Raw genomic sequence first — 14,245 nt, forward strand, 5'->3', positions numbered from 1 at the left:
TTAACTATGCTAATGATATACTCAGCCAGTTATCTTCAAAGCCCCTTCTTTTTCCTACAAAAGAATGATTAGACTTATCAAGCCGGTATCCTGACTTAGCTTCTTCTTACTCCCAATCCTTCCAGAATAATCTGTGGTCTTATTGGTTTCATCCACCATACAGTAGGTAGGTCTGTAGAGGATTCACACCTCTTTCCCTGACACTTCATAAGTACATATATATTGTATCTTCGTTGATAACTAATTTTCAAACCAGTGATTAGACGTCTTTGTCTAATGACACACATTTATTATAACGGTTATCAACCATTTGTCAACGCTTCCTCAAGCAAAAGAAAAACTTTTCTTGTTTTAGTTATTAGACGTTGTTCCGTTTTTCTATTCATGATAAAATAAATCCTAGTTTGAATAAGAAAGAGGTTAACTTGATGAAAATCGTCATTTTGTTACTTGTTGCCTATTTATTAGGTTCGATTCCCTCAGGTGTTTGGATTGGTAAACTTTTCTTTAAAAAAGATATACGCCAATTTGGGAGTGGGAATACAGGAACAACCAATACATTTCGTGTCTTAGGGAAACCTGCCGGAATTACGGTATTATTAATGGATATCTTGAAAGGAACGTTAGCCACTTCATTACCCTATTTGTTTGGTTTACAAGGCGTGAATCCGCTCTTCTTTGGGGTAGCAGCTGTTTTAGGGCATACCTTCCCTATTTTTGCCAATTTCAAAGGTGGTAAAGCCGTAGCCACTAGCGCTGGCATGTTATTAGCATACAGCCCCACATTTTTTATTTATTCTGCTCTTATTTTTGTGATTTGTCTGTATCTAACCAGTATGGTGAGTTTAACAAGTATGATTAGCGCTGTACTAATTACACTTTCTACTATTATTTTGCCTTTCACTGTCCCAGCTATTTTACCAACATTTAACTGGTTATTAACCGTGATTGCGATTGCTTTGACTACTTTTATCTTTGTCCGTCATCGTGAAAACATTCAGCGAATTAAAAATGGAACAGAAAGTCATCTTTCTTTTGGCTTACGTGCAAAAAAATAAAGAAAAAGGCTGTGAACAAATAATGTTCACAGCCTTTTTCTTTATTTTACACTAATCATATACTGTGTTTTAAATAGTTCGTTAGCTGGTAACTTATTGATGCCAAATTTTTCAGCAAGTTGGCCAGTTGCGTCGACAGCATCAGCAATCCCGCACCAAGGTTCGATACAGACAAAAGGCGCTTCTTTCGGTGTCGGTGACCAAATCCCCACAAAAGGCATTTCTGGATAACTCAAAGTGACTTGATGGTCACTTTCGTCTGTGGCAATCGTAATTGCTGTTTGACCTTTTGTTTCAAAAATCATTGCATCATTTTCAAATAATTGATGCGTTAAGTCAAAGCTGGTATTCGTTTGGGCTAGCGTTTTATTCGCTAAATCAATAAACGGGCCTGCTAAGGGAATCTGTGTCCGTGATTTTTTAGGTGAAAAACTTAGATAATAATCTTCAAACGTTAGTGAAGATTCTAAAGGTACATTAAAGGCTGGATGACCACCAATCCCAAAATACATCTCTTCTTTCCCTGTGTTTTCTACTTGGTAGTTTACAGTCAATTCTTGATGTTCTAATGTATAAGTAATCACAAGTTCAAAATCAAAAGGATACTTCTTCTTGGTTTCTTTTGTTGATTTTAGTGAAAAAGAAACTTCTTCTCCACCTTTTTCAATCACATCAAATACTTGATCACGAGCAAAACCATGTTGAGTTAAATGATACGCTTGATTTTGGTACATATACGTATCTTCTTTTAGACGACCGACAATCGGAAAAAGTACGGGCGCATGGCGGGCCCAAAATTCAGGATTTCCTTGCCAAATATATTCAATGCCGGTTTCTTTTGATTGTAAACTTACTAATTCTGCTCCTTCTTCAGCAAATGTTGCGATTAGAAATTCATTTTCAATTTGTACAGTCATTGCGTTGTCCTCCTAGTTGATACGAGCAATTGCTTATTTTTCCAACTCTTTAATAAATTGTTGATTTAACACTTTTAAATAAGTCCCTTTCATACCAAGAGAACGTGATTCAATAATTCCAGCTGATTCTAATTTTCTTAAGGCATTCACAATTACGGAACGAGTAATGCCTATTTCGTCTGCAATACTTGAAGCAGTTAAACGACCTTCTTCGCCATCTAAGGCTTCAAAAATGGCATGGACGGCTTTTAATTCACTATATGAAAGAGTGTTGATGGCCATTTGCACGGCAGTCGCACTGCGAACTTCTGCTTCAATTGTTCTGGATTGATGATACAAAATTTGCATGCCGACAACGGTCGCACTATATTCAGCTAACACTAAATCATCCTCGTTAAAGGATTTTTCAACACGCGCTAAAATAATCGTACCCAAGCGTTTGCCAGCACCGTACAAAGGCACAATAGTGGTTAACCCAAACGGATACAGCTCTCGTGATTCAAAAGGAAATGCAGTTAAATCACTGTCTATTGGAATATTGGCTTCGGTTACTTTGAGCATATCCACGGCCTCGGTGTATCCTTGAGGAAATTTTTTCTCTTTAAACATATTTTTGATACGGGCATTATTAACATCTAATTTTTCAGTATACCCCAACAAATCCCCTGAACTGCTAATAATATACGCATTACTTTCTAAAATATCTCCTAAAATCATTGCCATTTTGTTGTACGGAAGTTCTGCTTGTACGTCAAACAGATTGTTTTTTTGCAAAAGCTCGTTCACTTGACGTGTTTTTTCTAATAATGTAGCCATCTTTTCTCCTCCAGCCTTTTTTATAAGATGTAACGACTTAAATCTTCATTTTGAACAATGTCATTCAATTTTTCATTGACATATGCTTCGGTAATCGTAATTTCACCCATTTGCATATCTGGTGCTTCATATAATAAATCTTCTAATAAACGTTCTAAAATTGTGTGTAAACGACGCGCCCCAATATTATCTGTATCACGGTTTACATCATAAGCGATGTGTGCTAACCGTTCAATTGCTTCTTTTGTAAAGATGACTGAAACATTTTCTGTGCCAATTAATGCTACATATTGTTTAATTAAAGCATTGTTTGGCTCAGTTAAGATACTTACGAAGTCATCAGCCGTTAAATCATCTAATTCAACTCGAATTGGGAAGCGGCCTTGTAATTCTGGAATCAAGTCACTTGGTTTTGACAAGTGGAAAGCACCTGAAGCGATAAATAAAATGTGATCCGTTTGTAAAGGACCATACTTCGTGTTAACTTGGGAGCCTTCAACAATCGGCAAAATGTCTCTTTGTACTCCTTCACGAGAGACTTCGCCCGAATTTTGTTGACTTTTGGAGGTGATTTTATCAATCTCATCGATAAAAATAATTCCGCTTGATTCAGCTAAACGAATAGCTTCACTATGAATATCAGCGTCATTGACAATTTTTGCTGATTCTTCTATCACTAATAATTCTTGTGCTTCTTTCACCGTTACAGTACGTTCGATTTTTTTCTTTGGTGACAGAGCGCCTAACGTTTCATTTAAGTCGATACCCATTTGTTCTAGGCCATTGTTCATAGCTGGCATCGTTTTCTTCGGTTCTTCAATTTCAATTGTTACTTCACGATTATCTAATAGACCTTTTTCCAGCTGTTCCAAAATTGTTCGGCGATTCGTTCGAATATCTTCCGTTACTTCTTCTTGTGCTTCTTGCTGTTGCTGAGCCATGTTAAACATGTTCATCATTTGTTCAAATTGATTACCGCCAGCCTGTTTTTGTTCTTTTTTAATTCCAGGCACTAATACTTTGACTAAACGTTGATTGGCCTTTTTCAACGCTTGCGCATACACGCGACTGTATTGTTGTTTTTCAACAATTTGGATCGCATTTTCTACTAAATCCCGAACCATTGATTCGACATCCCGACCGACATAGCCTACTTCTGTAAATTTGGTTGCTTCAACTTTTACAAAAGGCGCATTGACAATTTTTGCGAGACGACGAGCAATCTCAGTTTTACCAACACCTGTTGGTCCAATCATTAGTAAGTTTTTAGGCGTAATATCTTGTTGCATATTTTCTTCTAATTGCAAGCGACGATAGCGGTTACGTAAAGCTACCGCCACTGATTTTTTGGCAGCTTGCTGTCCAACAATATATTGATCTAGTTCTTTGACTATTTCTTTTGGTGTTTTGTTTAATTCATTCATGGATTTTCCCTCGCTTATAATTCTTCTACAATGATATTATGATTCGTAAATACACAGATATCTGCAGCAATATTTAAGGCATTTTTAGCAATCTCTTTCGCTGGCATTTCTTTATCGCCAAAGTTTTTCATGGCTCTTGCAGCGGACAAAGCAAAATTACCGCCTGAACCAATTGCTAAAATACCATCGTCTGGTGTGATGACTTCCCCAGTTCCTGAAACTAAGAGCATTTCTTCCTTATTCATCACAATCAGCATAGCTTCTAATTTTTGCATAGACTGTTGTGTACGCCACTCTTGGGCTAACTCAACCGCAGCTCTCGTTAAGTTTCCGTTGTATTCATTTAATTTTCCTTCAAACTTTTCTTCTAATGTAAAGGCATCTGCCACACTCCCTGCAAAACCGACAACGACTTCATCATTGTAAATACGGCGCACTTTTTTGGCCGTACCTTTCATAACGACAGATTCGCCCATTGTTACTTGGCCGTCACCAGCCATTGCAAATTTTCCATCTTTTTCGACTGCACAAATTGTTGTAGAGTGAAATTGTGATTCAACCATTATTGTTCCTCCTAGACGTTTACCTCCATTATGCACGAGGATGAAACGTTCGATAATTTTTTTGTAAACTTTCTTTTGTCACATGCGCATATATCTGAGTTGTTGATAAATTAGCATGTCCTAATAATTCTTGAACTGTCCGCATATCGGCGCCATTATTTAATAAATGTGTCGCAAATGTATGGCGTAACATGTGGGGATGAATTTCCGCATTTAATGAACTTTTTTTAATTAGTTGGTTTAAGACATATTCAATCCCTGTTGGCGTGATTTGTTCACCATGATGATTAACAAAGACATACGGATGTTTTTTTTGATATTTTGTCATTAATAGCGCGCGGCCATTCTCTAAGTAATCCTTTAAGGCGTCTTGTGCAAATGAACCAAAAGGCACATAGCGATCTTTATTTCCTTTTCCGTGAACCAATAAAACAGAAGCTTGAAAGTCAACTGCGTCCACCGTTAAGTTCGCACATTCACTGACCCGAATACCAGTCCCATACAGAACTTCTAGCAACGCTTGATTTCTCAAATCAAGCGGTTGCTCCCCTTGTGCGCTCTCAAATAATGCATCCATTTCTTTTTCATAAAAAAAACGGGGCAACCGTAACTGTTTCTTTTTCATATGAACATAGGAAAAAGGATTCTCTTGGATTGCTTCATTTTTTAATAAGAATTGATAAAAAGAACGCAAACTGGCAATTTTTCGACTAATCGAATTGCGGCTATATTCCTGATCGTATAATTCGCTCAAATAAGCCCGAACATCCAAATGTTCCACAGTCAAATAATTGTCATTACCTGAAGTCTTTAAAAACGAAAAAAAATGTTGTATATCTTCTTGATATGCTTTTTTTGTTTTTTCTGAATAGCCTCTTTCGACAATAAGATAACGAGCAAATAACTCAGGCCAATTCTTTTCTTCCATGTGATAGCCCTCCTCATTCGATTACAAAGTAACTTTAGCATAACCTTTTTCAAAAGACAATTAAGTTGTCAGAATTTAATCAATATTTCTAAATATGTTCACAATTTTAACTATTCTTTAGCTTTTGTTATTTTTTTCTAAAAATTAAAAGACTGAGTATCATCGCATTTCTTAGCAATGATGCTCGGTCTTTTCTCATATTTTTTCTAATTTAGTCTAAAGATTGGATAACTTGAGCTTGGACATCTAAGGCCCGATTAGCAATTGCTTCATAGCGTTCTTTTTTGTCACGAATTCGTTCAGGTAACTCTGGGAAAAGCCCAAAGTTTGCATTCATTGGTTGGAAATGTTTGCCTTCTGCATGTGTAATATAATAAGCCATACTTCCTAAAGTCGTTTCGCGAGGGAATTCAATCGGCTCTTCCCCTTTGGCAAGACGAGCTGCGTTAATACCTGCAAGTAAACCACTTGCCGCGCTTTCAACATACCCTTCAACACCAGTCATTTGTCCAGCAAAAAACAGATCGTCACGTTTTTTTGATTGGTAGGTTGGTTTTAGCAACTCTGGAGAATTCATAAAACTATTACGATGCATGACGCCATAGCGAACAAATTCAGCATTTTCTAATCCCGGAATCATACGGAATACTCGTTTTTGTTCACCCCATTTTAAATGCGTTTGGAAACCAACAATATTGTATAAAGAAGCTGCAGCATTGTCTTGACGTAATTGAATTACAGCATAAGGGCGTTTACCTGTTTTAGGGTCTTCTAGTCCGACAGGTTTCATTGGACCAAACAACATGGTTTTAATGCCACGTTGCGCCATTACTTCGATGGGCATACAGCCTTCGAAAAACTTCTCTTTTTCAAACGTGCGTAAAGGAACCACTTCTGCATTGACTAGTGCTTCATGAAAAGCATTGAATTCTTCTTCAGTCATCGGACAGTTTAAGTAAGCCGCTTCTCCCTTGTTATAACGAGATTTCAAATAAACTTTATCCATGTCAATAGTTGATTTATCAATAATTGGTGCTGCTGCATCGTAAAAATAAAAGCCTTCAGAACCATTAAATTCTTGAATTTTTTGAGATAAGCTTTCAGAGGTTAAGGGCCCCGTTGCAATAATTACAATCCCTTCCGGAATATCAGTGATCTCTTCATTTTTGATTGTAATTAATGGATGACTTTTAATTTTTTCAGTGATTGTTTCAGAAAAAGAATCACGGTCAACTGCTAAGGCGCCGCCAGCTGGTACAGCGGTTTGATCTGCACTACCAATAATGATTGAATTTAAACGGCGCATTTCTTCTTTCAAAACACCTACCGCATTGGTTAAACCATTTCCACGTAATGAATTAGAACAAACTAACTCTGCAAAATTTTCTGTTTGATGCGCTGGTGTCTTTTTGACAGGGCGCATTTCATATAAATCAACTGGTACGCCAGCATTGGCCACTTGCCATGCCGCTTCACTTCCGGCTAAACCGGCACCAATAATTGTGACTTTTTTTGTCATGTATAAAAATTCCTTTCTATGTCAAGAAGTTAAGAGCTGTCTCTTACAAACTCAATTCATTTTACTAAAAGAGAAGACCGAAGTAAATTCTTCGGTCTCAATTTTTCTTATTTTTGGACGTTTTCTTCATAATCGCCATTGATACAAACGACTTGTTTGCCGCCTTTAACTTTTTTCTCTACTAAATATTGCCCACATTTTGGACATGGTCGGCCTACTGGTTTGTCCCAAGAAGTGAAGTCACACTCTGGGTACCGACTACAGCCATAGAAAATCCGATTTTTCTTTGATTTGCGTTCGATAACTTGTCCTTCGTGACACACAGGACACGTCACGCCAATTTCTTTAACGATCGCTTTTGTATTCCGACAATCTGGGAAATTACTACATGCATAAAATTTTCCGTAGCGACCCAGTTTAATCACCATTGGATGTCCACATAGTTCGCAGTCAAAGCCTGCTGGTTCATCTTTAATTTGGATTTTTTCAATCTTTTCTTCGGCATTTGTTAATTCTTTTTCAAAGGGCTTGTAGAAACGATCGACAACTTCAACCCATTTTTCTTGGCCTTCACCGACTTTATCTAAGTCCGTTTCCATTGTCGCTGTAAAATGTGTATCGACAATTTGTGGGAAAAACTCTGAAACTAGGGAATTCACAATTTCACCTAATTCCGTTGGTTCAAACCGCTTATTGGTTAGCTTCACGTAATAACGCCGTTGAATGGTTTCTAATGTTGGCGCATACGTTGATGGTCGGCCCACACCATTTTCTTCTAAAGTCCGGATTAACGTGGCTTCACTAAAACGAGCCGGTGGTTGAGTAAAGTGTTGTTTCGGTTCGATATCGACCGATTTAACAACGTCACCTTCCACTAATTCAGGTAAAATATTTCCCTTGTCTTCTTTACCATCATCGCGTCCTTCAACATATACTTGCATAAACCCTTTAAATTTCACTTTGGAGCCATTGGCAATAAACGTTACGCCGTTTTGTTGAAGCGTGACCTTCATGGTATCTAAAATCGCTGGTGTCATTTGACTAGCAACAAAGCGCGACCAAATAAGAGTATATAATTTTAATTGATCTTTATCTAAATACTTCTTCATTTCATCAGGTGTTCTTAAAACGCTTGACGGACGAACCGCTTCATGGGCATCTTGTGCACCTTGCGTATTTTTTGCTTTGCGGCCGCCATGTGCTGAGAACTCATCTCCGTAGGTCTTTTCAATGAATTCAGCAGCTTCTGCTTTGGAGGAATCGGCAATTCTGGTTGAGTCTGTACGCATGTAGGTAATCAGCCCCACAGTGCCTTGTTTCCCTAAAGCAATTCCCTCATACAATTGTTGCGCAACCATCATGGTTTTACGGGTACGGAAATTTAATTTACGTGCCGCTTCTTGTTGTAAACTACTGGTTGTAAAAGGTAATGCAGGATTACGTTTCCGTTCTTTTTTCTCAACTTTTGTAACATCGTAATCTTTACCGTCAATCCGAGAAGTGATTTCTTTCACCGCTTCTGCATTTGGTAATTTTTTCTTTTTACCATCTACGCCCCAGAAATTTGCTTTGAATTTCTTGCGACCTTTTTGGAAATTCCCATCAATGCTCCAATATTCTTCAGGTTTAAATTCTCGAATTTCATTTTCTCGATCAATAATCATTTTTAAAGCAACAGATTGCACACGACCAGCACTCAAACCTTTTTTGACTTTACGCCATAAAATAGGACTAATCGAGTATCCAACTAAACGGTCTAAAATGCGCCGTGCTTGTTGTGCATCAACTAAATCAACGTTGATGGTTCTAGGTTCTTTAAATGCCGCTTTTACCGCTTCTTTAGTGATCTCATTGAATACCACACGGTTTTTATCTTTTAAATCAAGGCCAAGAAGATAAGCTAAATGCCAAGCAATTGCTTCACCTTCTCGGTCCGGATCGGCTGCGAGATAGACTTTTTCAGCTTTTTTTGCAGCCGCTTTTAAACTTTTGATGACATCGCCTTTTCCGCGAATCGAAATATAATGAGGTTCATAATTATTTTCAATATCAATCCCCATTTTACTTTTTGGTAAATCGCGAATGTGACCAACACTGGCAACCACCTTGTAGTTTCTTCCTAGATATTTTTCAATTGTTTTGGCTTTGGCAGGTGATTCTACAATCACGAGATACTTATAGGCCATTCAATTAGCTCCTTTCGCGTTCGCTTTCCTACTATATAATATATGTAAAAAACGCACAAATCGTAATACATCATATGCTATATAGAATAGGTTTGTCAAGACTAGGCTTTCTAACATTTCTGTCATTTCTGTTTGACTGTCCGAATTTATAAATAAAAAATGCCTATGATTTATAGATTTTATCCTAAAGCATTAAAATACCCAAAACATTCCAAATAAAATGAGTCAAGACAGCAGCTTCAAAGCGATCCGTGCGTAGATAGACCCAACTTAAAGCTAAACCCATGCCCCAATAAATAACAAAACTACCTATATCTGTCGGCGTATGCACAAGTGCAAATAAAATAGAAGAAACGAGTATGCCTATTTTTGAAGCTGGCTTGAAAAACGCTTGAATCCCGACACGAAAAATTCCCTCTTCGAAAATTGGCCCAATCACACCTGCAAAAATAAGTATAAGCCCTTTAGGAATAGATTGGACAATTTCTTCAACACTTTGTTGGTTAGAGGTCGTCTCTAATCCTTCCAGACGTAATAAGAAATCACCAAATATTCCCACACAAAAGATTATCACCAAACCTAACAAGACCACTGGCAAGGTTTCTTTGATTCCTAAAAAAGTCCAAGTTATGAGCTTTTTCTTTTTCAAAAAAGCAACAAATAGATAGACGAAATAGGCACCAAGTCCAACAGCCACTAATCCACTAACAAAGCGAAACCAAAAGTTTTCTGTAGAAACTTGAACAACTGAGACCATCATCAAAGGAATTTGATCCAAAATCAAAAAGCCCAGTAGCTGCATACCAAACAACCATCTTTTTCTAACAACCGTTTCCATTTAGACACTCCTAACTACCAACCAAAAGATTAAAATCTGATTAAATAGTACCGAAGTGAACGTAGGTTGTCAATTCACAATTAGTAAAAGTCACAATTCTTCACAAATATCATCAATTGTCTGAACACATTTAGCGCCGTCCTGAATTAATTCATGGCAGCCTGTTGAAAAAGACTGGAAAATACTTCCCGGTACGGCAAATACCTCGCGCCCGTAATCCATCGCCGCTTGTGCAGTAATTAAAGAGCCACTATTCTTACGAGCTTCCATCACGCAGACCCCTAAAGATAATCCAGCAATAATGCGATTACGTGCAGGAAAATGATATTTTTTCGGCCCACTCCCATTCACATATTCTGTTAAAACAAGCTGATTCTGCTTCATAGTTTGCTGTAATTCTTTCTTTTCATACGGATAATATACATCTAATCCAGTGCCTAAAATTACAATTGTCTGACCCCCGTTCTGGATGGCCATCTCATGGCTACGACTATCGATACCTTTGGCAAGACCACTGACGATTGTGAATCCTTCTTTGACTATTTTAGGAACCAGAGCTTCAGTCACTCTTAACCCATACGAAGTGGCATAGCGAGCGCCGACGATGCCAATTTTCCTTCTACTTAACAATTGTAAATTTCCTCTATAAAAAAGAATTGCTGGTGGATTATAAATTTCTCGTAATAATTTAGGATAGACGGCATCTAAAATTGTCATAAATTGGTGTTGGCATTGTCGTATATATAACGCTTCACTATGAATCGTATGGTGTAACCAAGATTGTTCAAATAATTCACGATATTTCTTGATTTCAGCAATTCTAATAATTTCTGTACTGGAAAAATCAACACGCTTTTGTGCGATAGCTTCTTGTAACACTTTTAAGATACCTAAATTGCCAATTCCTTGACATACCGCTAATTTAAATAATAATTGTCGTTGTAAAATTTCCAACAAAAAACACCTCTTTCACATCTTCTTAAAATAAGAATACGTAAAAAAAGTGTTTTATTTTTAAATCATATCTTTTATTGGCGCAAACGTACGTCGATGAATGGGTGTTACACCGTATTTTTCTAACCCGAGAAGATGTTCTTTTGTTCCATAGCCTGCATTGTTTTTAAATCCATATCCAGGATATAATTCATCATATTCTTCCATTAATCGATCTCTTGTTACTTTTGCAATAATACTGGCTGCTGCAATCGAAATGGAGCGTGCATCCCCTTTAATCAAACTTTCTTGTGGTTGGGGAACGTCTAACTGCATTGCATCAATTAATAAATAATCTGGTGCAAAAGCTAAATCGTCAATTGCCATTTTCATCGCTTGTTTAGTTGCTTGATAAATATTAATTTGATCAATGACTCCTTGATCAGCGATACCTAACCCGATAGCGACAGCCTGTTCTTGAATCTGGTTATATAACGTTTCCCGTTTTTTAGCAGATAGTTTTTTTGAATCATTTAAGCCTAATAATTGACAATCTTTCGGCAAAATAACTGCAGCTGTCACAACAGGACCAGCTAATGGTCCGCGGCCTACTTCATCAATTCCTGCAATTAAACGATGGCCTTTTTTATAGGCCGCTTCCTCAAATTGACTCATTTCTTTAAAAAGTTGCCATTCTTTTTCTTTGGCTAACTGGCGACGTTCCCATTGTTTGATCGCTTGTTGCACTCCTGAACGTTCATCTTCTCGCCAGCTTGCTAATCGTTCATCGGTTGCATCAGTGACAGTTAACAGCGCTTCTTTGATTGCCTGAATCGACTCTTTTGCCATGTTATTCGTCTCCTAGTTCTTCCCAGCGGTCCAAAGTATACGTACCTAATTTTCCACTGCGAATTTCTAAAATAATCATTTCGCTGGCTCGATTATAATCATCTCTAAAACCACGTTTTTGGCTAATTAACATCAACTGTTCTGGGGCAGGTAAAAATAGCTCTTCCTCTGTTAAACCATATCGTTCCGTCAAACGTTGCGGATAAAAACGTGCAAAAAATTCTAATCCATAAATCGCCAAATCATCTAGATGCAATAATTGATCTTTTATAGCGCCAGTTAAAGCTAATTTTTTTCCAATTTCTTCATCTTCAAATTTTGGCCAGAGAATCCCTGGTGTATCCAGTAATTCCAATTGGGAACCAGAGCGTAACCATTGTTGTCCTTTTGTCACGCCTGGCTTGTTCCCAGTTTGCGCAATTTTTTTTCCGACTAAACGATTCATTAAGGTTGACTTACCAACATTGGGGATCCCAATACACATTGCGCGAATCGCACGCGGTTTCAAGCCTTTCGCCTGTTCACGAGCCAATTTTTCTTTTAACGCTTTCTTGGCTGCTGGCACAATTTTATTGATTCCTTTATTTTGTTGGGCATTGATGACTAGGGTTTGATACCCTTTCTTTTGAAAGTAATGTTGCCATTTTTTATTTTGGTCGTTATCTGCTAAGTCCCCTTTATTTAAAAGGACTAATCGTGGTTTTTGTTGGACAATTTGGTCCATCATTGGGTTACGGGAAGAAAGCGGTAACCGCGCATCAACTAGTTCAAATACAATATCGACATATTTGATTTTTTCCGAAACTTCTCTTCTTGCTTTGGCCATATGGCCGGGAAACCATTGAATGGTCATAATCTGTTCAAATCCCTTCTTTAACACATTGTTTCTTTGATTCAATTCTTCAACGAGTCCTGTGTTCCGCGTAGATTCTTGCGAAAAAACACCTTCTCTAGTTTAACATATTTTTCACGGATTTGATTTATTTTCTGTAGTGTTCTTTAAAAAACAAAAAAGCTGAGACAAACTCACTTTGGATTTTGTCTCAGCCTTGTACACTGGCAAAGTATAGAAAGAAGTAGGTCAAGCTCTTCTCAAGACCGACTCAAGAATATTTCTGTTTTTACTTGTTATTTAGCATGAAGTAAATTTTCTTTACAATGAATTAACTCTGTTAAAAACTGACAGTACGGTGTAGCAATCCCATAGACTTTCCCTTTGCGAACAATTGCTCCATTGATATAATCAATTTCGGTTAAACGATGATTGGTTATTAAGTCCTGATACATCGATGGATGGTGCAAACCAATTGTTTCTCGATTATAACACGAGCGGATTTGTTGAAGCACTGCTTGTTTATCTAACGTAACTTGTTCCACTTCAGCGACTGCTAAAAATTCATTAACTATTTGTTGAACAATTTGATCTGCTTGCTCTGTTTCGCCAAAGTCTGCCATATTACAATCCAACAAAGTACATAAACCATTCATTGTTCCATTCACACAGGCCTTCTTATAAATGGATGATAAAATATTCTCAGAATAACGAGCATTTAAGCCAGCGTTATTTAATACCTTAATGACTGCTTCTGCTGCTTGTTCACTTTGCGCTCCTAAATTTTGTAAATCAATCGAACCATTGCCAAATAATTTTACTTTGCCAGGTCCTTCTAACCCAGCGGTCCACATTGTGTTTCCTAATAAAATATTTTCGTATGGCACGTATTTTTTGATAATATCTTCGTGACCAATTCCATTTAACAAGCATAAAACTTTCGTATTTTTATTAAGGAAATGTTCTAATGCTTCAAGCATTCCTTCCAGTTGCATTGCTTTTGTAAATAGGATAACTAAGTCTGCTGTAAAATCGATGCTTGCTACTTCTGTCTGAGGATAAATAGGAATTTTAGCGGTCACCACTTCGCCATTAAAATCAGCAACTAACCCGTTTTTTCTTATTGCTTCAATATGTTCTGGCCAACCATCAACAAAAATAACGTCATTTCCTGCTTGATGTAACATTAGTCCAAAGCGACTGCCCATAGCGCCAGCACCTGCGATAATAATCTTCATTTCTTTTCCTCCGTTCAATTTTTTATTTTTAGATAAAAATCTGCTAAGAAAATTTATCTCTTACTTTTATAGCAATAAAAAGGCAAAACATATGTTATATTATAAGTGATCTATTTGTTATTTTTTATCCAAGCGCATTTATGT

13 protein-coding genes and 1 riboswitch are annotated in these 14,245 nt (G+C 37.3%); of the genes, 1 reads left to right on the forward strand and 12 read right to left on the reverse strand.

What is annotated here, in order from left to right:
- Positions 1-63 precede the first annotated feature (63 nt).
- A riboswitch (cobalamin riboswitch) is annotated at positions 64-223 on the reverse strand.
- A 205-nt stretch (positions 224-428) separates the two neighbouring features.
- Positions 429-1,058: a glycerol-3-phosphate 1-O-acyltransferase PlsY gene (gene plsY, locus IGI63_RS02555; protein WP_429975255.1), complete on the forward strand. Its 630-nt coding sequence runs from the start codon at positions 429-431 to the stop codon at positions 1,056-1,058.
- 41 nt (positions 1,059-1,099) lie between these two features.
- Here plsY and IGI63_RS02560 read toward each other — a convergent pair whose 3' ends face one another.
- From IGI63_RS02560 to IGI63_RS02615, 12 genes are all read right to left on the reverse strand, one after another.
- Entirely contained in the window at positions 1,100-1,975 is an 876-nt protein-coding gene (locus tag IGI63_RS02560) for an aldose 1-epimerase family protein (protein ID WP_002363997.1), read from the reverse strand.
- 33 nt (positions 1,976-2,008) lie between these two features.
- The gene (gene codY / locus IGI63_RS02565; RefSeq protein ID WP_002357492.1) at positions 2,009-2,791 is read right to left on the reverse strand and encodes a GTP-sensing pleiotropic transcriptional regulator CodY; all 783 of its coding nucleotides are present in this window, start codon (positions 2,789-2,791) and stop codon (positions 2,009-2,011) included.
- A gap of 20 nt (positions 2,792-2,811) precedes the next feature.
- Entirely contained in the window at positions 2,812-4,215 is a 1,404-nt protein-coding gene (gene hslU, locus IGI63_RS02570) for an ATP-dependent protease ATPase subunit HslU (RefSeq protein ID WP_429975256.1), read from the reverse strand.
- A 14-nt stretch (positions 4,216-4,229) separates the two neighbouring features.
- Positions 4,230-4,778, reverse strand: coding sequence for an HslVU peptidase proteolytic subunit (hslV, locus tag IGI63_RS02575; protein WP_002357489.1), 549 nt, complete (start codon positions 4,776-4,778; stop codon positions 4,230-4,232).
- 28 nt (positions 4,779-4,806) lie between these two features.
- Positions 4,807-5,706 (reverse strand): tyrosine recombinase XerC, encoded by a 900-nt coding sequence (gene xerC, locus IGI63_RS02580; RefSeq protein ID WP_002357488.1) that lies wholly within the window; start codon positions 5,704-5,706, stop codon positions 4,807-4,809.
- Positions 5,707-5,917: 211 nt separating this feature from the next.
- A complete protein-coding gene (gene trmFO, locus IGI63_RS02585; RefSeq protein ID WP_429975257.1) occupies positions 5,918-7,225 on the reverse strand; it encodes an FADH(2)-oxidizing methylenetetrahydrofolate--tRNA-(uracil(54)-C(5))-methyltransferase TrmFO in 1,308 nt (435 codons plus the stop codon).
- A 107-nt stretch (positions 7,226-7,332) separates the two neighbouring features.
- Positions 7,333-9,411, reverse strand: coding sequence for a type I DNA topoisomerase (gene topA / locus IGI63_RS02590; protein ID WP_429975258.1), 2,079 nt, complete (start codon positions 9,409-9,411; stop codon positions 7,333-7,335).
- 184 nt (positions 9,412-9,595) lie between these two features.
- Positions 9,596-10,249, reverse strand: coding sequence for a CPBP family intramembrane glutamic endopeptidase (locus IGI63_RS02595; protein ID WP_429975259.1), 654 nt, complete (start codon positions 10,247-10,249; stop codon positions 9,596-9,598).
- A 90-nt stretch (positions 10,250-10,339) separates the two neighbouring features.
- Positions 10,340-11,203, reverse strand: a complete 864-nt coding sequence (gene dprA, locus IGI63_RS02600) for a DNA-processing protein DprA (RefSeq protein WP_429975260.1) — start codon at positions 11,201-11,203, stop codon at positions 10,340-10,342.
- A gap of 60 nt (positions 11,204-11,263) precedes the next feature.
- Complete coding sequence (locus tag IGI63_RS02605) at positions 11,264-12,031, reverse strand: ribonuclease HII (RefSeq protein ID WP_002357481.1); 768 nt, start codon at positions 12,029-12,031, stop codon at positions 11,264-11,266.
- Position 12,032: 1 nt separating this feature from the next.
- Positions 12,033-12,884, reverse strand: coding sequence for a ribosome biogenesis GTPase YlqF (ylqF, locus tag IGI63_RS02610; RefSeq protein ID WP_429975261.1), 852 nt, complete (start codon positions 12,882-12,884; stop codon positions 12,033-12,035).
- Positions 12,885-13,159: 275 nt separating this feature from the next.
- A complete protein-coding gene (locus IGI63_RS02615; protein WP_002361867.1) occupies positions 13,160-14,101 on the reverse strand; it encodes a 2-dehydropantoate 2-reductase in 942 nt (313 codons plus the stop codon).
- Positions 14,102-14,245: the final 144 nt, after the last annotated feature.

This window comes from Enterococcus sp. DIV0086 (assembly GCF_050498705.1).
GTDB lineage: Bacteria > Bacillota > Bacilli > Lactobacillales > Enterococcaceae > Enterococcus > Enterococcus faecalis.